The organism is Clavibacter nebraskensis NCPPB 2581 (assembly GCF_000355695.1).
Lineage (GTDB): Bacteria > Actinomycetota > Actinomycetes > Actinomycetales > Microbacteriaceae > Clavibacter > Clavibacter nebraskensis.
Genome location: NC_020891.1, coordinates 1,472,690 through 1,493,821 on the forward strand (window position 1 = coordinate 1,472,690; position 21,132 = coordinate 1,493,821).

At 73.9% G+C, this 21,132-nt stretch carries 19 protein-coding genes and 2 tRNA genes; 12 read left to right on the forward strand and 9 right to left on the reverse strand.

Annotated elements, in window-relative coordinates; genetic code table 11:
- Nucleotides 1–62: 62 nt before the first annotated feature.
- Together CMN_RS06970 and CMN_RS06975 are read right to left on the reverse strand one after the other, a co-directional pair.
- Entirely contained in the window at nucleotides 63–770 is a 708-nt protein-coding gene (locus CMN_RS06970; protein ID WP_015490131.1) for a hypothetical protein, read from the reverse strand.
- 83 nt (nucleotides 771–853) lie between these two features.
- A complete protein-coding gene (locus CMN_RS06975) occupies nucleotides 854–1,090 on the reverse strand; it encodes a hypothetical protein (RefSeq protein WP_015490132.1) in 237 nt (78 codons plus the stop codon).
- A 170-nt stretch (nucleotides 1,091–1,260) separates the two neighbouring features.
- Here CMN_RS06975 and msrA point away from each other — a divergent pair, with 170 nt between their 5' ends.
- The 7 genes from msrA (at nucleotide 1,261) to CMN_RS07010 (ending at nucleotide 5,893) form a co-directional block, all read left to right on the forward strand.
- Nucleotides 1,261–1,788, forward strand: a complete 528-nt coding sequence (msrA, locus tag CMN_RS06980) for a peptide-methionine (S)-S-oxide reductase MsrA (protein WP_015490133.1) — start codon at nucleotides 1,261–1,263, stop codon at nucleotides 1,786–1,788.
- Nucleotides 1,789–1,894: 106 nt separating this feature from the next.
- Nucleotides 1,895–2,119, forward strand: a complete 225-nt coding sequence (locus CMN_RS06985) for a hypothetical protein (RefSeq protein WP_227077774.1) — start codon at nucleotides 1,895–1,897, stop codon at nucleotides 2,117–2,119.
- A gap of 129 nt (nucleotides 2,120–2,248) precedes the next feature.
- Nucleotides 2,249–2,626: a hypothetical protein gene (locus CMN_RS06990; protein ID WP_015490135.1), complete on the forward strand. Its 378-nt coding sequence runs from the start codon at nucleotides 2,249–2,251 to the stop codon at nucleotides 2,624–2,626.
- Entirely contained in the window at nucleotides 2,623–3,186 is a 564-nt protein-coding gene (locus tag CMN_RS06995; protein ID WP_015490136.1) for a MarR family winged helix-turn-helix transcriptional regulator, read from the forward strand. The genes CMN_RS06990 and CMN_RS06995 overlap by 4 nt, the downstream gene beginning before the upstream one ends.
- Nucleotides 3,183–3,671, forward strand: a complete 489-nt coding sequence (locus CMN_RS07000) for a DUF6993 domain-containing protein (protein WP_015490137.1) — start codon at nucleotides 3,183–3,185, stop codon at nucleotides 3,669–3,671. The genes CMN_RS06995 and CMN_RS07000 overlap by 4 nt, the downstream gene beginning before the upstream one ends.
- Before the next feature lie 61 nt (nucleotides 3,672–3,732).
- Complete coding sequence (ettA, locus tag CMN_RS07005) at nucleotides 3,733–5,415, forward strand: energy-dependent translational throttle protein EttA (protein ID WP_041465480.1); 1,683 nt, start codon at nucleotides 3,733–3,735, stop codon at nucleotides 5,413–5,415.
- A gap of 4 nt (nucleotides 5,416–5,419) precedes the next feature.
- A complete protein-coding gene (locus CMN_RS07010) occupies nucleotides 5,420–5,893 on the forward strand; it encodes an acyl-CoA thioesterase (protein ID WP_015490139.1) in 474 nt (157 codons plus the stop codon).
- A gap of 9 nt (nucleotides 5,894–5,902) precedes the next feature.
- On the opposite strand, the gene CMN_RS07015 is transcribed toward CMN_RS07010, so the two are convergent.
- The gene (locus CMN_RS07015) at nucleotides 5,903–6,808 is read right to left on the reverse strand and encodes an acyl-CoA thioesterase (protein WP_015490140.1); all 906 of its coding nucleotides are present in this window, start codon (nucleotides 6,806–6,808) and stop codon (nucleotides 5,903–5,905) included.
- Between the two features lie 83 nt (nucleotides 6,809–6,891).
- Between CMN_RS07015 and CMN_RS07020 the strand changes: the two genes are divergently transcribed.
- Entirely contained in the window at nucleotides 6,892–7,587 is a 696-nt protein-coding gene (locus CMN_RS07020; RefSeq protein ID WP_015490141.1) for a DUF8185 domain-containing protein, read from the forward strand.
- Between the two features lie 50 nt (nucleotides 7,588–7,637).
- Here the strand turns inward: CMN_RS07020 and CMN_RS07025 are convergent, their stop codons facing one another.
- From CMN_RS07025 to pepN, 3 genes are all read right to left on the reverse strand, one after another.
- Entirely contained in the window at nucleotides 7,638–8,033 is a 396-nt protein-coding gene (locus tag CMN_RS07025; RefSeq protein ID WP_015490142.1) for a globin, read from the reverse strand.
- Entirely contained in the window at nucleotides 8,033–9,346 is a 1,314-nt protein-coding gene (locus CMN_RS07030) for a mechanosensitive ion channel family protein (protein WP_015490143.1), read from the reverse strand. The genes CMN_RS07025 and CMN_RS07030 overlap by 1 nt, the downstream gene beginning before the upstream one ends.
- Before the next feature lie 170 nt (nucleotides 9,347–9,516).
- The gene (gene pepN, locus CMN_RS07035; protein WP_015490144.1) at nucleotides 9,517–12,060 is read right to left on the reverse strand and encodes an aminopeptidase N; all 2,544 of its coding nucleotides are present in this window, start codon (nucleotides 12,058–12,060) and stop codon (nucleotides 9,517–9,519) included.
- A gap of 152 nt (nucleotides 12,061–12,212) precedes the next feature.
- On the opposite strand from pepN, the gene CMN_RS07040 reads away from it, so the two are divergent.
- The 3 genes from CMN_RS07040 (at nucleotide 12,213) to CMN_RS07050 (ending at nucleotide 14,440) form a co-directional block, all read left to right on the forward strand.
- Nucleotides 12,213–12,839, forward strand: a complete 627-nt coding sequence (locus CMN_RS07040) for a mycothiol-dependent nitroreductase Rv2466c family protein (protein WP_015490145.1) — start codon at nucleotides 12,213–12,215, stop codon at nucleotides 12,837–12,839.
- A 116-nt stretch (nucleotides 12,840–12,955) separates the two neighbouring features.
- Nucleotides 12,956–13,444, forward strand: coding sequence for a ribose-5-phosphate isomerase (locus CMN_RS07045; RefSeq protein WP_015490146.1), 489 nt, complete (start codon nucleotides 12,956–12,958; stop codon nucleotides 13,442–13,444).
- A gap of 6 nt (nucleotides 13,445–13,450) precedes the next feature.
- Nucleotides 13,451–14,440 carry an Fpg/Nei family DNA glycosylase gene (locus CMN_RS07050; protein ID WP_015490147.1) on the forward strand — a complete coding sequence of 330 codons (990 nt, stop codon included), beginning with the start codon at nucleotides 13,451–13,453 and terminating at the stop codon, nucleotides 14,438–14,440.
- Nucleotides 14,441–14,538: 98 nt separating this feature from the next.
- Here the strand turns inward: CMN_RS07050 and CMN_RS07055 are convergent, their stop codons facing one another.
- The 3 genes from CMN_RS07055 to CMN_RS07065 all read right to left on the reverse strand — a co-directional run bounded on the left by CMN_RS07055 (nucleotide 14,539) and on the right by CMN_RS07065 (nucleotide 20,801).
- Entirely contained in the window at nucleotides 14,539–15,024 is a 486-nt protein-coding gene (locus CMN_RS07055; RefSeq protein WP_015490148.1) for a Dps family protein, read from the reverse strand.
- 154 nt (nucleotides 15,025–15,178) lie between these two features.
- Nucleotides 15,179–20,563 carry an SCO7613 C-terminal domain-containing membrane protein gene (locus CMN_RS07060; protein ID WP_015490149.1) on the reverse strand — a complete coding sequence of 1,795 codons (5,385 nt, stop codon included), beginning with the start codon at nucleotides 20,561–20,563 and terminating at the stop codon, nucleotides 15,179–15,181.
- A gap of 164 nt (nucleotides 20,564–20,727) precedes the next feature.
- Nucleotides 20,728–20,801: transfer RNA gene (locus tag CMN_RS07065), tRNA-Gly, on the reverse strand.
- Nucleotides 20,802–20,992: 191 nt separating this feature from the next.
- On the opposite strand from CMN_RS07065, the gene CMN_RS07070 reads away from it, so the two are divergent.
- Nucleotides 20,993–21,068: transfer RNA gene (locus CMN_RS07070), tRNA-Pro, on the forward strand.
- Nucleotides 21,069–21,132: the final 64 nt, after the last annotated feature.

The following is a 21,132-nucleotide window of genomic DNA, read 5'->3' on the forward strand; positions in this document are numbered from 1 at the left end:
GCCGACGCCACGACGCCCCGCACCTTTCGTGAGGTGCGGGGCGCCGTCGTGTGGGGCGTGCGTCAGCGGCGCTCGCCCTCCGCGGCGCAGGAGTTGGCCGCCGCCGACGAGGGGACCGGCGGGCTGTACCGCTCGTCGGGCGACTCGACGCGGCGCTCGGCGGCGGGCTGGTCATCGGAGCCGCTGCGCCACGGTGCCGGGACGGGCGCGACGGCCGTCTGCTCGTCCATGCGGGCGGCGGGGCGGGCGGGCGTGGTGTCCGCCGCCGGCTGGTCGTCCTCGAACTGCCAGCGCGAGATGTCGCCCTGGAAGATCTTGCGGGCGCGGCCGGGGTGGTGCTGCCACTCGACCATGCGGTCGCGGAACTCGGCGAGCTGCGCGTCGAACTGGAAGCCGAAGCTGCCGCTGCCGCGCTTGAACTCGGTGATCTCGTGCGCGGCCCAGGTGGCTGCCGTGGCCGCGCCCTTGACCGGGAGGAGGCGGATGCGGATGTCGGCCTCGCCCGCGGCGCGGTCGGCGAGCACGCGCTCCTGCGCCGTGAGGCCGTCCCACACGGACGCCTGGCGCGCCGCGTCGACGAGCACCCCGATGGCGGCGGCCTTCACCTCGCGGTCGTGCCGGGTGAGGATCCGCTGCGTGGCGCTGCGCGCGATGACGGCGGCGAGAACGCCGGCCACCACGATGGCGACGAAGGGGACGACGACGCCGGAGAGGAGCTGCGTGCCCCGCTCGGACGCGAGGGCATCGAGGAGATCATTCCACCACTGCATGCGGCGACCGTACCCCGGCGCCCGGGCCGGATCCGGGAGGCCGGGCGGGCGCGTCGCCGCACCTGCTCACCGGTAGCCGCCGGTCAGAACCGCAGGCAGTCGACCGCGTCCTGCAGCTCCCAGAAGTCGCCGAGCGGCACGAACCCCTGTGCGTCCCGGCGCAGGCGCTTCGCGCGGAACCGCTCCCCCTGCGGCACTCGCATGCGCTCCACGTAGCCGAGCACGGCGCCATCCGGCCGGGTGACGCGCAGGAGCCCGTCGTGCAGCTCGCGCACCTGGGCGGCCGAACGCGACAGGGGGGTGTAGGTGATGCTGGGCATGGTGTCCTCCGTCCGCGTGCCGCCGGCCCGGCGGTGTCTCGATGTCCCCGAAGCTACGGGGGACCACCGACATCGCGGCCGCCAGGAATGGGCTGCGTCCGGTGACGGTTCCCTCCCATGTCGACCACCGCGGACCTCGCGCGCGTCGACGGGAAGTAGGTTCATCTCTCATGCAGACATTTATCCTCGCCGGCGGCTGCTTCTGGTGCCTCGATGCGGTCTACCGCACGCTCGACGGCGTCCAGGACGTCATCTCCGGCTACATCGGCGGCCACACCGCCCACCCCTCCTACGACGCCGTGTGCACGGGCGCGACCGGTCACGCCGAGGCGGTGAAGGTGGTCTTCGACGAGGAGGTCATCCCCGCCGACGTCGTCCTCGACGTGTTCTTCACGCTGCACGACCCGCGCCAGCTCAACCGCCAGGGTGCCGACGTCGGCACCCAGTACCGGTCGGCCATGTTCCCCGCGGACGCCGAGCAGGAGCAGCTGTTCCGCGACGCGATCTCGCGCGCCGGCGAGCTGTGGGACGGCACCGCCGTCACCACGATCGAGCCGGTCGGCACCTGGTACGACGCGGAGGACTACCACCAGGACTTCTTCGCCAAGAACCCGGGCCAGGGCTACTGCAACGCGGTGGCCGTGCCCAAGGTCAACAAGGTGCGCAAGTCGTTCGCGCAGTACGTGCGCGCCGCCTGATCCACCGCTCCTCGACGCCCCGCGGCCTGGACGGCCGCGGGGCGTCGGCGTACCATCGGCACGTCCGGGCGACGGAGCCCGGGGAGGAGAGACGACGACGATGGCGATGACCACCAGCACGAGCACGACCGGTCTCCCGCGCACCGCGGGCAAGACGTGGGTGGCCTTCGGGGCCACGGGGGCGCTCGCCTCCATCCACTCGCATGACGACGGCTACGAGGTGCGGTCGCTGCATCGCGGCGTCGTCGCCGGCAGCTACCCCACCCTGGAGATCGCGAAGGCGGCGCTCCGAGCGGGGCGGGACGAGGACCTCCGCTTCCGCGAGCACTGAGTCGGGGCCGTCCCTCCCCAGGCGGGCACTCGCTCCTCCGGACGCGGTTCCCGCGCCGTCCCCGTGGGCGGCGCATGCGGCGGTGCACCCTGCACCCGCGATCACGCGGTCGCGGGAAGGGGCGGGCCGGTGCTCGACGGGTGCAGGGGACACGACGGCGACGAGCGCGACAGCGGGGTGTCCGTCGCGATGCCCGGGATGGTCGCGCGACGGCCGCGGGCGATCAAGACGGCCGAGCGCTATGAGGTGGCGAGCTTCATCCTCGGACGCGGCGACCTCGGCGGACCGGAGGGCGAGGAGGTCCTCGTGGTGTGCTCGGGCGCAGGAGCATCGAGCGCCGTGTCGGGCGTGGCGGTGGGGGAGGAGGTGATCGTCGTCGGTCGCCTCGTGCCGCGGAGCGCCGCTCGTCCGGAGGACGACGCGTTCGAGCTCGTGGCCGACGCGGTGCTCGCCCGACGCGGGGCAGGAGCCGTCACCACGGCGGCGGAGCCTAGGATCGCACCATGAGCGGATCTCCCCGGTGGCTCGAGCCGGACCAGCAGCGCGCCTGGCGGACGGTCATCGTCGCGCTGAACCACGTGAGCGAGCGCATCGAGCGGGAGCTCCTCCGCGACGCGGGTATGCCGCACGCGTACTACATGATCCTCGTCCGCCTGTCGGAGGCCGAGGGCGGCGCGCTCCCCATGAGCGTCCTCGCGCGGGCGCTCCAGGCCTCGGCGAGCCGCACCTCCCACGCCGTCACCCGGCTGGAGCAGCTGGGGTGGGTACGCCGCTCGCGGTCGCCCCACGACGGCAGGAGCCTCCTCGCGGAGCTCACCGACGAGGGCCGGGCGACCCTCGTCGCGGCGGCCCCCGGCCACGCCGAAGAGGTGCTCCGCACGGTGTTCGACCCGCTCACCGCCGAGCAGACCGCGCAGCTCGAGGCCATCGCGCGGGATATCCTCGCCAACATGAGCGCATCCTCCCTCGACGACGGCCGGGGGAGCGCCCGCGGCGACGACCTCGCCATCCCCCCGGCACCCGATCGCGACGCCCAGCCGGCCTGCCCCGACGAGTCCGCCGCGTGATCCGCGCCGGCCGCGCCCTTCTGGCGCCGGCGCTCGTCGGTGCGCTGCTCCTCTCGGCCTGCACGCAATCGCCCGCGCCGGAGGAGTCGACCCCGACCGCGGTCGCGGACAGCGCCGACCCCGGCGCTGCGCCCGCGGCGTCCGCCACACCGACCATCGCGCCCGTCGATCCGACCGGGACGGCCGAGGCCGCCCTGCCCGCGTTCGAGGCCGCGGCGGGAGCGGTCGTCTCCGCGGACCCCAACGCGCAGGGCCGTGCCCTCGTGGACGCGCTCGTCGGCGCCGGCTTCCCGAAGGACCGCATGGAGGTCACCGCCGACGCGACGCCGCTCGGCAACTCGGTCGACTCGATCCTCGTCTCCGTGCACATGCCCAACGCCTGCCTCATCGGGCAGCGGGCCCAGGACGGCTTCAGCGCGCACGTCGAGCCGGCGCTCTCCTCCGGCCGCTGCCTCGTCGGTCAGACGCGCGCCATCGACTGGTGACGACGGTGCCGGCGCCGCCGCGCGGCATCCGGGGGCCGTGGCACTGAATAGACTCGTGACCATGGCTGAATACATCTACTCGATGGTCCGCGCCCGGAAGTCGGTCGGCGACAAGCTGATCCTCGACGACGTCACCATGTCGTTCATCCCCGGCGCGAAGATCGGCGTCGTCGGGCCGAACGGCGCCGGCAAGTCGACGATCCTCAAGATCATGGCGGGCCTCGACACCCCCAGCAACGGCGAGGCGAAGCTGTCGCCCGGGTACTCGGTCGGCATCCTCATGCAGGAGCCCGAGCTCGACGAGTCGAAGACCGTGCTCGAGAACGTCCAGGAGGGCGTCGGCCCGCTCAAGGCGCAGGTCGACCGCTACAACGAGATCGCCGCGGCCATGGCCGAGCCCGACGCCGACTTCGACACCCTGCTCGCCGAGATGGGCACGCTGCAGGAGGCCATCGACGCCGCCGACGGCTGGGAGCTCGACTCGCAGCTCGAGCAGGCGATGGACGCGCTCCGCACCCCGCCGGGCGACGCCTCGGTCGCGAACCTCTCGGGCGGCGAGAAGCGCCGCGTCGCGCTCTGCAAGCTGCTGCTCCAGAAGCCCGACCTGCTGCTCTTGGACGAACCCACCAACCACCTCGACGCCGAGAGCGTTCTCTGGCTCGAGCAGCACCTCTCCAAGTACCCCGGCGCCGTCCTCGCCGTGACCCACGACCGGTACTTCCTCGACCACGTGGCCGAGTGGATCGCCGAGGTCGACCGCGGACGCCTCTACCCCTACGAGGGCAACTACTCGACCTACCTCGAGAAGAAGCAGGAGCGCCTCAGCGTCCAGGGCAAGAAGGACGCCAAGCTCTCCAAGCGCCTCGCCGAGGAGCTCGACTGGGTGCGCAGCAACGCGAAGGGCCGCCAGGCGAAGTCGAAGGCGCGCCTCGCGCGCTACGAGGAGATGGTGACCGAGGCGGAGCGCACGAGGAAGCTGGACTTCGAGGAGATCCAGATCCCCGTCGGTCCGCGCCTCGGCTCGCAGGTGATCGACGCGACGAAGCTGCACAAGCAGTTCGGCGAGCGGGTCCTCATCGACGACCTCTCCTTCACGCTGCCGCGCAACGGCATCGTCGGCGTCATCGGCCCGAACGGCGTCGGCAAGACCACGCTGTTCAAGACCATCGTCGGCTTCGAGCCGCTCGACGCCGGGGAGCTCAAGGTCGGCGACACCGTCGACATCTCCTACGTCGACCAGAGCCGCGGCGGCATCGACCCCGAGAAGTCGCTGTTCGAGGTCGTCTCCGACGGCCAGGACTACATCCAGGTCGGCAAGCAGGAGGTGCCCGCGCGCGCCTACGTCTCCACCTTCGGGTTCAAGGGGCCGGACCAGCAGAAGAAGGCCGGCATCCTCTCCGGTGGCGAGCGCAACCGCCTGAACCTCGCGCTCACGCTCAAGCAGGGCGGCAACCTGCTGCTGCTCGACGAGCCCACCAACGACCTGGACGTCGAGACGCTCGGCAGCCTCGAGAACGCGCTGCTCGAGTTCCCCGGCTGCGCCGTGGTCATCACCCACGACCGGTGGTTCCTCGACCGGATCGCGACCCACATCCTCTCCTATGAGGGCACGGAGGAGGACCCGGCGAACTGGTACTGGTTCGAGGGCAACTTCGAGTCGTACGAGCAGAACAAGATCGAGCGCCTGGGCGCCGACGCCGCGAAGCCGCATCGCTCCGCGTACCGCAAGCTCACCCGGGACTGATCCCGTGACCCGGGTCCACGTCCCAATCCACCTCAGGTGGGCGGACCTCGACGCCTACGACCACGTGAACAACGTGGAGGTCCTGCGGCTCCTAGAGGAGGCGCGGGTCCGCGCCTTCTGGCGGGGCGAGGACGACGGGGAGGACGCGGGACTCGCGCTCATCGACGCGTCCGCGGGCGCGTCGACCATGACGCTGATCGCGCGGCAGGAGGTCGAGTACCTGCTGCCCATCTCCTACGGGCGGCGTCCGCTCGACGTGCAGGTGTGGCTGGGGCGGCTCGGCGGGTCCAGCTTCGAGGCCTGCTACGAGCTGCGGTCGCCCGCGGGCGTCGAGCCGGCCGCGCTATACGCGCGCGCCTCCACGACGATCGTGCTCGTCGACGCCACCACGGGGCGCCCGCGGCGGATCACCGAGGACGAGCGTGCCGCCTGGGCGGATTACGTCGAGGAGCCCGTCGCGTTCAGCCGACGCGGCTGAGCCGGCCGGTCACGCGCGGTCCGCGGGCGGGACCCGGACCATGCCCTCCTGCGCCACGCTCGCGAGCAGCACGCCGTCGCGCGAGTAGATCCGGCCGAGCGAGAGGCCGCGGCCGCCCTGGGCGCTGGTCGACTCCTGCACGTAGAGCATCCACTCGTCCGCGCGCCCGAAGCGGTGGAACCACATCGCGTGGTCGAGGCTCGCGGCCTTGATGCCGGGCGTCGCCCAGGAGAGGCCGTGCCGGCGGTAGATGGACTCGAGGATGGAGTAGTCGCTCGCGTAGGCGAGGGAGGCGAGGTGCACAGCCGGGTCGTCGGGTAGGCGGCCGATGGCGCGAATCCACACGGCCTGGTGCGCGACGCGCTCCGGGGCGGCGCCGAAGTAGACCGGCTGCTCGACGTGGCGCATGTCGAAGGGGCGGTCGTTGGCCCAGTGCGCGGCGACGGGGTGGTCGATGCGCGACAGCACGTCGCGCGCGCTCGGCAGCGACTCCGGCTCGGGGATCCCCTCGGGCATGGGCGCCTGGTGCTCGAGGCCCTCGTCCGCGTCCTGGAACGACGCGATCATGGAGAGGATCGGCCGGCCGTCCTGGTACGCCTGCGTGCGGCGGGTCGAGAACGAGCGTCCGTCGTGGATGCGGTCGACCGAGAACGTGATGGGCTTCGTGACGTCGCCGGGGCGGAGGAAGTAGCCGTGCATGCTGTGCGGGCGGCGGCCGGCGTCGGTGGTGCGCATGGCCGCGACGAGGGACTGCGCGAGCACCTGGCCGCCGAAGACGCGGCCCATCGGCATCCACTGCGACGGCCCGGTGGAGATGTCCTCGCTCGTGCGCGCACCCGTGTCGGTGAGGTCGAGGGCGGTGAGGAGCCCGGCGAGCGGGCCGTCGTCCGGGATGTCGGATGCGTGGTCGGTCATGGGTCCTCCGCCTGGCGGGTCCGGCATCGGGCAGCCGGGCGCCCGGCGGATCGCACGGGCGCATCCAGTAGCTTAGACACGCCATGACGCCCTCCTTCGCCCTCCGGGACGCCCTCGCCCTCGGCGATCTGCAGACCTTCCTCGGGCGCTCCGCCCGCGTCGACGACGGGGCCGTGCGCCTCATCGGATCCGGCGGCGTCCTCGCCGTCTACACCTCGGTGCTGCAGCCCGCCGGCCTCCTCGACCGGTCGCCCACCGTACTGGGCCTCCGCACGTTCGCGGCCGAGACGCAGGCGCCCCTGGACAGCGTGGTGCCGATCCGGGCCCTCCTCGACCGGCTCGCGCGCCTCGAGGGGCCGGCGACCGGATCCCCGGGCGAGCCCGTCGGCGTGCTCGTGCCGCCGGACACCGCCACCGCGCCGTGGGCCGGGATATCGCCGCCGCGCGCCGGGTGGGAGCGCGCGGCGGACGTCCCCGCGTCGTCCCTCCGCGCCGCGGCGCGCGCCGGCATCGACGAGGTCGCGGCCGCCGTGCCGTCGGGCATCGGCGAGCAGATCGTGACGCGCGTGCGCGGCGAGGTGTGGGGCCGCGCCGTGGAGGGTGCGCCCGGCATGGTCGCCGGAGGTGCGTTCGCGGCCTACAGCCTCGGGTTCCTCGGACCGGATCCCGCTCCGGACGCGGCGCCGGACGACGCGGAGACACCGGTCGCGGTGTTCCGCGTCGGCCCCTGGACGCGCCTGACCACGGCACGCGGCCACGTGCTCGTGCGACGGCTCTAGGGCTCCCGCCCGCGTCGACGTCGGCGTTCAGGACGCGTCGACGGCTCCGCTCAGGACTCCTCGAACGTGTTGACCATCGCGTGCGCGGCCCGCTCGAGGTAGTCCCAGAGCTGCGCCTCGTGCAGGGGCGACAGGTCGAGCGAGTCGACGGCCACGCGCATGTGCGCGAGCCAGCGATCGCGCGCGTCGGGGTTGACGCGGAACGGCATGTGCCGCATCCGCAGCCGCGGGTGGCCGCGCTCGTCGCTGTAGGTCGTGGGACCGCCCCAGTACTGCTCGAGGAAACCGGTGAGGCGCTGGATCGCGCCCTCGAGGTCCTCCTCCGGGTACATCGCGACGAGCACCGGGTCGCCGGCCACGCCCCGGTAGAACTCCCGGACGAGCCTCTCGAAGGTCGGGCGGCCGCCGACGTCCTCGTAGAAGGAGTTCGCGAGCAGGTCGACCATCAGGACTCCTCGGGCGGGGTGGCGGGCCTCCGCGGCTGGCGTGGCGCGCGCGGCGGCTTCGGGGGAGCGGCGGCCTCGGAAGCGGTGCTCGTGCCGGTCGCCTCCTCGGGGGACGGCTCGGCCGTCGGGTCCTCGGGGAGCACGGTCCAGGTCGCCGTGACCTCGTCCTCGTCCGGGTCCGTGTCCCGGGCGGGTGCCGGGTCCTGCGCGGGGATCATCTGCGTCGCGCGCGGGTCGGGGCGGGAGCCGGCCGCGCCGCGGACGACGGGGGAGGCGGGACCGGCGGCCGGTGATCCGGGCTGCCGCTGCGCGACCTTCCGGGCGGCGCGCTTGCGGGGAGCCGGCTGCTCGGGCTGCTGCACGGGCGTCGACGCGGTGCGGGGCGGGTGCGCGCCGCCCACGCTCGCCGCGCTGTCGAAGCCGGTGAGCACGACGGCGGTGAGCGACGGCAGGGTGACGCCCATCGCGTCGAGGCTCGCCTTGAGCCGGCCGCGGAGCTCGCGGGAGACGTCGTCGCGCGCGTTGCTGCGGGTCTTGACGACCACGCGGATCACGACGGCCGACTCCGAGATCGACTCGATGCCCCACAGCTCGGGCTTCTCGACGATGCGCGAGCGCCACTTCGGGGTGGACGCCAGCTCGGTGGCCGTGGCGAGCATGCGCTCCTGCACGGCCTGCACGTCGGTGTCGTAGGGGACGGCGAGGTCGATGACCACGCGCGCCCAGCCCTGCGACATGTTGCCGACGCGGAGGATCTCGCCGTTGCGCACGAACCAGAGCGTGCCGTTGACGTCGCGGAGGGTCGTGATGCGGATGCCGACGGTCTCGACGACGCCCGTCGCGGGCCCCACGTCGACGACGTCGCCCACGCCGAGCTGGTCCTCCACGACCATGAACAGGCCGTTGAGGATGTCCTTGACGATGTTCTGGGCGCCGAAGCCGAGGCCCGCGCCGAGGGCTGCGGTGAGGAGGGCGAGCGAGCTGAGGATGCTGTCGTCCACGGCGTTCACCACGAGCGCCAGCACGATGATCACGATGACGACGGTGGTGATGTTGCTGAGGACGCTGCCGAGCGTTCGCGTCCGCTGGACCACGCGCACCGCGGTGAGGGGAGATGCCTGGATCGACTGCGTGTCGTCGACGTTCTGTCGCTTCTTCACGCCCGACACGATCTGGTCGACCGTGTTCCGGATCACGACGAGCAAGATCCACCGGAGCAGGAATCCGCCCACCAGGTAGGACACGACCTTGATGAGCGTGCCCCAGGTGGAGAAGAACGAGCCGTCGCCGCAGCACACCATGCTCAGGTCCATCGCGACGCGCTTCCGACGGGGATGAGGAGAGGGGAGGTCATCCGGACGAGTGTACCGGCGGCCTCCCCGGCCGCTCCTGGGTCCGTGCGCAGGAGCGGTGGCGGGGACGACGAGGGGGGACGGCCGCGTGCGCGACCGTCCCCCTCGCATGGAGCCGTGGTACCCGGTGCCTACTCGGCGTCCTTCGCCTGCGCCCGCAGCGCCCGCTCCACGCCCGACAGCAGCTCGCTGACGAGGCGGCGGAGCGCCGGCGGCTCGGGGTTCGCGTCGAGCCAGGCGACGGTCGCGTCGCGGAGCTCCTCGTCGGCGAGCGGCGACGGGTAGAAGCCGCCGATGAGCGCCGCGGCGATCGCGTAGCTCCGCGACTCCCACACGCCCTGCAGCGCGTCGAAGTACGCGCCCACGTACGGGCGCAGCAGCTCGGTGTCGGCGGCGCGTCGGAAGCCGAGGCCCGTGGTGCGCACGATCGTGTTCGGCTCGGTGTCGGCCTCCCACACGGACGCCCACGCGGCCTGCTTGCCCTCCGCGGTGGGGAGCGCCGCGCGGGCCTGGGCCGCGGACTGCGCGCCCGTCGCCGTGCGGTCGGCGGCGAGGGCCGCGTCGATCTCGGCGGTGCCGGCGCGACCGCCCGCGACGAGCGCGGTCAGGAGCTCCCAGCGGAGGTCCGCGTCGATCTCGACGCCCTCGAGCGTCTCGGTGCCGTCGAGGAGCGCCTGCACGTGATCCAGCTGGGCCGGCTCCGCCGCGAGCTGCGCGAACGTGCGCAGGAACTGGAACTGGTTGTCGGATCCGGGCGCCGCCTGCGCCGTGAGCGCCCACAGCTCGGAGGCGACCGTCGCGAGCAGCTCGTCCCGGTGGTCGGGCGCCGAGTACGTGGTGGCGGCGACGGTCAGCTGCGCGAGCGCGTAGCGGAGGGCCGTCGACTCGTCCTCGGTCGCGACGTTGTCGAGCACGAGGCGCGCGTAGTCGCGGGCGCGGATCTCGCCGTCGCGCGTGGCGTCCCATACGGAGGCGAAGACGAGCGAGCGGGCGAGCGAGTCCTCGAACGCGGCGAGGTGGCGCATCGCGACCTCGAGCGACGCGGGATCCAGGCGGACCTTCGCGTAGGTGAGGTCGTCGTCGTTGAGCAGCACGAGCGCGGGGCGCTGACGGCCGACGAGCTCGGCGACCTCCGTGCGGTCGCCGTCGACGTCGAGCTCGAAGCGCTCGGTGCGGACCAGCTTCGCGTCGCGCAGCTCGTAGAAGCCGATCGCGAGGCGGTGCGGGCGGAGCGTCGGGTAGTCCTCCGCGGCCTCCTGCAGCACGGAGAACGAGGTGATGACACCGTCCTCGTCGGCCTGGATCTCGGGACGCAGCGTGTTCACGCCCGCCGTCTTCAGCCACAGGTCGGTCCAGCGCTTGAGGTCGCGGCCGCTCGTGCCCTCGAGCTCCGTGGTGAAGTCGCGGAGCGTCGAGTTGCCGAACGCGTGGCGCTGGAAGTACGCGGCCACGCCCGCGAGGAACTCGTCCTGCCCGACGTACGCGACGAGCTGGCGGAGCACCGACGCGCCCTTGGCGTACGTGATGCCGTCGAAGTTGACCTGCACGTCCTCCAGGTCGTTGATGGTCGCGTAGACGGGGTGCGTGCTCGGCAGCTGGTCCTGGTTGTAGGCCCAGGACTTCTCGCCGGCGTTGAACGTGGTCCAGGCGCCCGTCCACTCGGTGCCCTCGGCCGTGGCCAGGGTCGAGATGTAGGTGGCGAAGGACTCGTTGAGCCACAGGTCGTCCCACCACCTCATGGTGACGAGATCGCCGAACCACATGTGCGCGAGCTCGTGCAGGATCGTCGTGACCCGCCGCTCCTTCACCGCGTCGGTGACCTTGGAGCGGAAGACGTAGCTCTCCACGAAGGTGACCGCGCCCGCGTTCTCCATCGCGCCCGCGTTGAACTCGGGGACGAAGAGCTGGTCGTACTTCGGGAACGGGTAGGGGTACGCGAAGCGCTCCTCGTAGAACGCGAAGCCCTCGCGGGTCTTCTCGAACACGTAGTCGGCGTCGAGGTGCTCCATGAGCGACTTGCGGGCGAAGACGCCGAGCGGGATCGTGCGGCCGTCGCTCGAGGTGAGCTCGCTGCGGACGACGCCGTAGGGGCCCGCGATGAGCGCCGTGATGTAGCTCGACATGCGCAGCGTCGGCTCGAAGGTCCACGTGGACGCGCCGTCGGCGGCGGTCGTCGGCTCGGGCGTGGGGGAGTTGGAGACGACCTCCCAGTGCGACGGCGCGGTGACCGTGAAGCGGAAGACCGCCTTGAGGTCGGGCTGCTCGAACACCGCGAACATGCGGCGGGAGTCCGGGACCTCGAACTGGGAGTAGAGGTAGACCTCGTCGTCGACGGGATCCACGAAGCGGTGCAGGCCCTCGCCCGTGTTGGTGTACATGGCGTCGGCGACGACCGTAAGCTCGTTCTCCTGCGCGAGGTCGTCGAGGCGGATGCGGACGCCGTCGCTGACGTCGGCCGGGTCGAGCTCACGGCCGTTCAGGGTCACGGCGTGCACCGTGCGGGTGATCGCGTCGATGAACGTGGACGCGCCGGCGGTGGCGGTGAAGCGCACGGTCGTGGTGGATCCGAACACCTCCGCGCCCCGGGTGAGGTCGAGCGTCACGTCGTACTCGGACACGGCCAGTAACGCGGCGCGCTCCTCGGCCTCGACGCGGGTGAGGTTCTCTCCTGGCATGCTGCTCCTGCTCGTCCGTGAGGTGGGTGGGCCGTGCGTGCGGACGCGCCTCGCGGGACGGCGCAACGGGCGGTCGGGACCACGGGTGCGCGGGCGGAGCGGCGCCGCTTTCGGAGCCGATCCTATTGCGTCGGCTGACCTAGGCTTGCGGCATGTCCGACGTTCAGAGCACCCCCCGCACCACCGCCGTCGAGTTCTGGTTCGACCCGTCCTGCCCCTGGGCGTGGATGACCTCCCGCTGGGTCGACGAGGTCGCCCGCCACCGCGACCTCGACATCACCTGGCGCCTCATGAGCCTCGCCGTCCTCAACGAGGACAAGGCCGACGACCCGCACTTCGCCGCCTTCCTCCCGCGCGCCCTCCGGTTCACACGGCTCGTCGCCGCGGTCCAGGCCGAGCACGGCGCCGAGCACGTCAAGCCGCTCTACGACGCGCTCGGCACGCGGATCCACCTCCGCGACCAGAAGGACGCCGACGTGGTGATCCCCGAGGTCCTCGCCGAGCTCGGCCTCCCCGCTGGGCTCGCCGACACCAGCCGCACCGACCGCTACGACGAGCCGATGCGCGCCAGCCACTTCGACGGGATCGAGCGCGTCGGCCAGGACGTCGGCACGCCCGTCATCGCGGTCGACGGCGTCGCCTTCTTCGGACCCGTCATCTCGCCCGCGCCGAAGGGCGAGGAGGCCGTGAGGCTGTGGGACGGCGTCGTCGCCGTCGCCGCGTACCCCGGTTTCTTCGAGATCAAGCGCTCGCGCACCGTGGGCCCCGTCTTCGACTGACCCTTTCCCGTCGCGCGCGCGGCGGCCGGACGCTCACGGGCGTCCGGCCGCGGCGTGCGCGGCATCGCCCGCGCCGCGGGCACGACGCCGCGACGTGCGGCAGGAGGAGTGCATCGATGCGCATCCACATCGCGACCGACCACGCGGGCCTCGACTTCTCGAGGTACCTCACGGACCACCTGACCGACGCCGGGCACGACGTCGTCGACCACGGACCCACGTCGTACGACGCGCTCGACGACTACCCGTCGTTCTGCATCCGCGCCGCGCGTGCCGTCGTCGCCGACCAGCGCGAGGGCACGACCGCCCTCGGCGTCGTGTTCGGCGGGTCGGGCAACGGCGAGCAGATCGCCGCCAACAAGGTCGAGGGCGCACGCGCGGCGCTCGTCTGGAACCTGTCGACCGCCGTGCTCGCGCGCCAGCACAACGACGCCAACGTGATCTCCATCGGCGCCCGCCAGCACACCGTCGAGGAGGCCACGGCCTTCATCGACGCCTTCATCGCGGAGCCGTTCTCCGCCGAGGAGCGGCACGCGCGCCGCATCGCGCAGCTCGCCGAGTACGAGACGACGGGGGCGATCGCCGGTCACCCCGTCACCGACTAGGCCGCCGTGCCCGAGGGGCATTCGATCCACCGGATCGCGAAGCAGTTCGAGGCGCACTTCGTCGGGGACGTCGTGCAGGCGTCCTCGCCGCAGGGCCGGTTCGCGGAGGGCGCGGCCGTCCTCGACGGCCGCCGGCTGCTCGCCGCGAAGGCGGTGGGCAAGCAGATGTTCCTCGAGTTCGACGGCGACGTCTGGCTGCGCGTCCACCTGGGCCTGTACGGCGCGTGGGACTTCGCGGGCGACGTGTCGACGCTCAACCGCATGGGGCAGAACGGCATGCGCGGCGACGTGCCCGTCGACGACCGCGTCGACGACGCCCCGGTCGACTCCGACGCGGAGGACTCGCTCGCGAGCATCGGCGCTCCCCGGCGGGCGCGCCTGCGCATGGCCGAGCAGGAGAAGGTGCACGATCCGTTCTCCGCCGACGCCTGGCCGCCTGAGCCCGTCGGCCAGGTGCGCGTCCGCCTCCTCACCGAGCACGCCGTGGCGGATCTCCGTGGGCCCACCGCGTGCGTGGTCGCCGACCCCGAGGAGGTGCAGCAGGCCATCGACAAGCTGGGACCCGATCCCCTTGTCGACGGCGGCAAGCGCTCCGAGGACCGCTTCACGGCGACCGTACGCAAGAAGCCGACGGCGATCGGCCTGCTGCTGATGGATCAGGCCGTGGTGAGCGGGATCGGCAACGTGTACCGGGCCGAGCTGCTGTTCCGGGCACGGCAGAACCCGCACACGCCCGGACGCGACGTGCCCGAGGACGTCGTGCGGGGTCTCTGGAAGGACTGGTCGAAGCTGCTCCGCAAGGGCGTCGAGGTCGGCCAGATGATGACCATGGACGGCCTGCGCGGGAAGAAGCTCGACGCGGCGCTCCGCAACCGCGCGGACCGGCACTGGGTCTATCACCGCGAGGGGCTGCCGTGCCGGGTCTGCGGCACCCACATCGTGATGGAGGAGGCCGCGGGCCGGAAGCTCTACTGGTGCCCGTACTGCCAGGCGTGATCCGCGCCGGGGGCTGACCGGGCGACCGCACGACGAAGGGGCCCGGATCCGATCGGATCCGGGCCCCTCGACCGTCGCGACGGGTGCGGCGGGCGGTGCTACTCGCTGATGTGGGCGAAGAGGAACCAGCGGTCCTTCTCGAGCCCGCGGGCGATCTCGATGGCGACGTCCTGGCTGTTGACGTCGATGTCCCCCAGCTCCTGGACGGCGCGGTTGACGAGCTCCATGGTCGCGTCGATCTGCGCGATGACCTCGGCGATGGTGGCGCTCGACGGACGGAAGCCGGGCGTGAGCGCCGCCGTGGTGGTGGATGCGGCGACCGTCTCGATGCGGGCGTCGATCGGCAGGCCGAGGGCGACGACACGCTCGGCGGCGGTGTCGGCCCAGTCCTGGGCGTGGGAGACGAGCACGTCGAGGAACTCGTGGACGCCGATGAAGTTGGCGCCGCGGACGTGCCAGTGCGCCTGCTTGCCGTTGACGGCGAGGGCCTGGAGGTTGACGGCGACGGGGCTGAGGAACTGGGCGACGCCGGCGGCGACGTCGGCCGATGCGGAGCTGGTGGGGACGTGGACGGTGTCGGTCATGGGTTCTCTCCTCGAGCGGCGGGACGGGTCTGCGGGCTGCGGACGATGCGGCCAATCTGACGCATCCCTCCGCCGCTCGCAAGCAAGCTGAGGCATGGCTTACCGGGTCGCGGCCGGGATCGGCGATCGGCGACCGGCCCAGCGCCCGTCCCCCTCACCGGAGCGCAGACACGCGGGCGGCCACCTCCTTCACGTCCCGGATGCGCCGCTCGTAGCGGGCCGCGACGGCGATGAGGACGACGCCCCCGATGCCCGCCCACGCCCACCAGGGGACGGTCGACGAGGCCTCGCGGATCCAGGGCCAGAGCTGGGCGACCGCGTGCACGACCAGGACGACCGCGCCGATGAGGAACGGGGCCCGGAGCTTGAGGCGCGTCCCGACCAGCAGCGTCGCCAGCGCGAGGACTCCGAGGCCGACGATGCGCCACGCCGGGCTGGGGCCGAGATCCGCGAGCAACGGCGGGACGAGCAGGACGAGGAGCCCGGGAGCCAGATGGCGCATGCTGCCGGCGGACGCGTCGCGGAGGAGGCGCCGGGCGCCGACCACGAGGAGCGCCGCGGCGACGGGCACCGTGACGGTCTCCGCCGGATCCGCCGCACCGGTCGCGACCAGGACCGCGGCGACCAGCCCGCCGACGACGAGCGCCGCGATCGCGAGGACGCGGTCCTGCGACGGGGGAGCGGCGGGGAGTCGGCTCTCCGCCGTCTCCGTCTCCGTGGACGCCGTCACGCGCGTCGACGAGCAGACGACGTGAAGAGCGGCGACCAGGCCCACGAGGAGGGCGGCTCGGGGTCCGGCGTCGTGCATCCCCTCGGCGTGGGCGCGGAGGATCCCGGCGGTGCCCGCACCTCCCGCCCCGACCAGCGCGACCAGCACGGTGGCTCGGGTCGCCGCTCGGAGCAGGGCATCCGCGGGGGCGCCGCCGCCGGGGTGCGCGCTCGCGGCCGGCGCTCGGTCCGCGACCGGCTCAGCCGGGGGGATCGTCCCCCGTCGCGCGTCCGTGCGGGTGCCGGGGAGCTCCTCCGGGAGCGCGGGCAGGAGGCCCACGGCGAGCACGAGGACCACGGCGGCCGCGAGCGTCCAGAGGTCCGTGCGCGAGAAGGAGGCCGCCTGGTCGCCGACCAGCTGGGCGACGGCCCTCCCGAAGCCGACGAGCGGGACCGTGAGCGCGGACGCCGCCGCGGCTGCCCCCACGAGGGGTCGCGTCGGTGACGCCGGGCCGGTGCCACGGAGCGCGGACGCGCAGAGCAGCAGGACGGCGGCGGCCGTGATCCCCAGGACGAGCGCCCGGACGGGCGTCCCCGTCCAGGACGCGACGGCCGTCGGCAGCGCGGCCAGGAGGAGGGCGCCGAAGAGGACGGGCGCCGCGCCGGACGCGCGTCCCGGGGCCGGCGACACATCCCGTGGGCGGCCGGAGGACCCGCGGTGGAGGAGCGCGGCCACCGCGAGCATCACGCCGGCCGTGGGGAGGACGTAGGGCTCCACGGCGTCGACACGGCCGCGGCCGAGCGGCACCCACAGGGCGGCGGAGCCGAGCACGAGCGCGATCCAGCCCACGTGGCGCCGCGCGCGCGACCCCGGCGGCGTCGAGGCGATGAGCACGGCGACCGCGGAGAGGAGCAGGGCCACGGGGAGGCCGGCGGCGTCGGTGGACGCGCCGACCGCGACGGTCCCGGCCACGAGGACGCCCGTCGCCAGGTCGGCGGAATGCCGGAGGAGCCCGGCGTCGGGCGTGGAGGGGCCGACGGGCACGGCGACCGGGTTCCGGAGCCGGTCGGCGGAACCCACGGCCGCGACGAGCACGGCGACGATCGCCGGGACGGCCACGGCGGCGGCGTCGACGGACGCGTACCCGCCGCGCCAGGCGAGGAACGCCACCACCACGGCGCCGAGCAGCGCCGCCGCGGCGGAGACGGCGAGGACGTGCCGGTGTACCGAGCGGAGCACGAGGAGCGCACCGGCTCCCGCCACGAGGGCGACGCTCGCGACGAGCGGACGGACGACGCCTTCGCCGGTGCCGACCGACGCGCACAGGACGACGGCGACGAGCGCAGTCGTACCCGCCCACGCGGATCCGGCCAGCCGAGCGTCCGCCGGGTTCCGGGCACCGCGCAGGACGAGCACGCCGACCCCGACGAGCAGCGCCGCGGTGATCGTCAGCTGGAGGTCGACGGCCGGCTCGCGGCCGGCATCGCCGGCGGAGAGGCGCAGTGCGCGCGTGCCGCCGACGACCAGGAGCCCGATGCCTGCGCCGATGACGACGGCGCGCAGCAGCGGGCGGACGGGGGATGCCGCGTGGCGCAGGGCGGCAGCGCCGCCCAGGGCGAGGGCCGCGCAGATCCCCGTCAGGAGGTAGGGCCGGAGCACGTCGTCGGGACGACCGACGGCAGCGAGGGGGAGGACGGCCGTGAGGATGCCCGCGAGGGTGAGCGTCGTGACGCCGCGGCGCACCCGGGGCTCGACCGACGACGCCATCCCTCCTCCGTCGGCGCGCACCGCGGCGTGGTGCATCAGCGCGGCGAGGAGGAGCAGCGCGCCCGCCACGGGCAGCCAGTACGCCTCCGACGAGGTGGTCCCGCCGGCGAGCAGTCGCGACCACAGCGCCGCGATCCCCGCGCCGAGGGCCGTCCAGCCCCAGGCGCGGCGGGCGCTGCGGGACAGGAGCAGCCCGTCGTGGGCGATGGACATGGCGAGCGCCGCCGCCGCGAGCAGGAGCAGCGGGACCCACAGGCGTCCGCGTGCATCGAGGGTGGGATCGACGGAGACGGCGACCACCAGCGAGCCGATCGCCACCGCGGTCGTGCCCACGTCGAGGGCGACGCGCAGCGCGCGCGACGCGTGCCGACGGGCGAGCAGGGCGGCTGTCGCCACGACGAGGGTGACAGCGGCGGGGACCACGCCGTGGGGCGTGGCACCGCGGTCGACCAGGGCGCCGGCGGTCAGGACGGCGAGGAGCAGCGTCGGGGCGACGAGGGCGGCGGTCGTGAGCCGCCAGCGGCGCAGCGCGGTCGTCCCCGGCGCGCGGGGGACCTCGGCCTCCGGCTCGGGGCGGAGCGCGCGCTCGGGCAGCGCGACGCGACCCGCGCCGCCGACGGTCCACGCCACGAGACCGGCGACCAGGGTCACCTGCGCCGCGATGGAACAGGCAGGGGATCCGGTGAGCGCACCCCCGACGCGGTCCGCTCCGACGATCGCCACGAGGAGGGCCGTGAGGCACGCGGGGAGCAGGACCGTCGCGAGGAGCGCGCGCCTCCGCAGGCCCGGACGTCCGGGCAGCGCGCCGGCGACGAGGACGGTCAGACCGGATGCCAGCAGGACGAGCACCACGGGGTCCGCCGCCGCGTCGAGCGCGCTCGACGCGGGCGCGTCCCCGATGACGCGCGCGGTGGTGAGAGAAGGGGCCAGGGCGCCCGCGGAGACGAGGCCCGCGAGCGCGGCTCCCGCGGTGGCGAGGCGCGCGGTGTGCTCCGTGCGCGCGGTCTGGGACCCGACGACGAGGAGCAGCACGAGGATCGGCGCGGCGGCCCACCAGGTGCTCGTGCTCGCCCAGGAGGCGGCCCCGGCGAGGGCGCCCGCCACGAGGGACAGCGCGGTGAGCGGGGCAGGAGGGATCGCGGCGGGGCCGGCCGCCCGGCGGGAGGACAGGCGCCACGCGAGAGCTCCGGCCGAGGCGACGAGGTACGCGGCGACGACGACGGCCACGGGACCGAGCGCCGGGATCGCGGCGATCAGCGCCGCGGCACCGGTCCATGCGAGGAGGCTCCTGCGCTCCCGGGAGCGTCGGCCCACGACGGCGGCGACCGCGGCGAGGACCCAGACGGCGACGAGTCCGAGCGCCCCTGCGCGGACGTCCCCGGACAGGCCGGCGACGTCGCTCGTCCGGGCGAGGACCCCCACCGTATCGTCGAGCGGATCGTGTGCCCAGGCGGGCAGCCCGACGACCAGGGCAGCCGTGATCCCGCCGAGCCCGGCGATCGCGGCGGGGAGCCCGGCGACCGCCGCCACGACCAGCGCGGCGAGGGCGGCGACGCGTGCCGTGCCGGCCACGGCGGCGTCGGGCAGCCGGCGCGCGGCCACATCGAGCACGGCAGCCGCGAGCGCCGCCGCCACGAGCTGCGCGCAGAACGTGAGCATCGCGGGCCCGCCCGTGAGCACCGTCACGGGCAGGGCGGCGGCGGCTCCCACGCCCGCGACGACGGCGGCCAGGATGCGCAGCGCATCCGTCGGATGACCGGCCGCGACCGGCGCCGCGTCCGGTACAGCGCCGTCATCGGTCGACGGCACGGGAGCGTCGGCGGGGGCCGCTGGTGCGGCGATGTCGCGATCCACGTCATCGCGGCGGAGCTCGTCGACGCGGTCGTCGGGGGACACGGCACGCGCGAGCGCCCAGGCGTGCGCGCCGCTGGCGACGGCCGCGACGAGGAGGGGGAGCGCCGGTACCGCGTCGGGGTCGATCGCGGCGGCGGCGCCCGCGAGCAGAGCGGCGGCGGCGCCGCCGACGCCCACGACCCGGAGGATCCGCCGCTCGAGCGGGTCGGGCAGGTTCGCCGCGCGGGAACGGGGTGCCGCATGGACGAGGGCCACGGCCGAGGCGGCAGCCAGGGCGAGCGCGGTGCGGGTGCCGGCGTCCGACGAGGGCACGGCACCGACCAGGAGGCCGGCCCCGACGGAGAGTCCCGCCCATCCGGCGATGCCGGCGGTGCGGATCCGCAGCAGCGGCCGGAGCACGAGGATCGCCGCGTAGATGACGAGCGTCCCGACGCCGAAGTGGACGAACGGGTCGTTCGACGCCGCTCCCGCCAGGTCGTAGGACCGCACGGCCCAGACGTCGAGGTGCAGCAGCACGACGCCCACGACGCCCACGGCCTCGGCGGTGCCGGGCAGTCGACGCCGGGCGAGGACCGCCGCCGCGCCGAGGGTGGCCAGGGTGACGGCCGCCGTGATCGCGGCCCGGACGACCAGCCCGTAGGTGACGAAGGCGTAGACGACGTAGAAGACGGCCGCGACCGAGAGCAGCACGACGCCGATGGCGAGCAGCACGGCCGGGACGCTGATGCGGCGACGGGGCGCCGCGGGTGCGGGAGGGACGGGATGCGGCATTCGGGTGGGCGCCTGCTGCGGTCGGGGTGCGTCCGGAGAGGGCGAGGGCGGTGGTGCGACCGCGTCCGTCGCCGCATCGGGGGCGATGGTCGTCGCCGTGGCCAGTGCGTCCCGCAGCACGGGCACGGGCACGGATGATGAGTCGGGGGCGGCGGGTGCGACGACCGCGGCCGCACGGGCGCGCGCCGCCGCATCGCTCCAGCGCCGCATCGCCTCGAGCAGCCGCTCCCGCTCGGTGATCGCGTCGACCACGCGGCGCGAGGCGCCGAGGAGGGCGGCGGCCTCGGGCGCGCGGACGTCGAGCCCGCACCGAGCGCAGACGAAGGCGCCCAGCGGCGCGAAGCAGGCCGGGCAGAGCTCCGTGCGCAAGAGGTCGAGGGGTCGTGCGGCCCACGGCTGCGCCCCGATCCCCGATGCCCGTGCGTCGTCCTCGACCATGCAGCCCCCCCCGAGCTCGCCCGTTGCGGAAGCTCCCAGGCTATCCACGGACCAGGAACCTGACGGTCCGACGGGCGGCGCACGACGGGTCGCCCCGAACGGGGGAGGGACCACGTGACGACGGGGCTGTGGAGGAGGAGACGGGGAGGGCGGAGTGACCGCGATGGAGGGGATGACGGGAATCGAACCCGCGTGATCAGTTTGGAAGACTGAGGCTCTACCATTGAGCTACATCCCCGCGACGCCGGAGCCACCGCCCCCGAGGGGCCGTGCGCCGGATGCGCGGGATCCAGCGTAGCGCAGCCTCCCGTCGCCGGTGACCAGGGCCGGGCACGAGTCGGATAGGCTGTGGCACGGTCGGATCGGCTTCCGCGCGCCTGCACGAAGAGGGGCACGGCGCCCGCCTCGACCGAGGGAATGCGTGGCAGCCGGGGCGTAGCGTAGTGGCTAGCGCGTCCGCTTTGGGAGCGGAAGACCGCAGGTTCGAGTCCTGTCGCCCCGACCACATCCCCGACGACGAAATGCCGTCTCAGCCGAGGCGCGTACCGCGATTACAGGAGAACTCCACA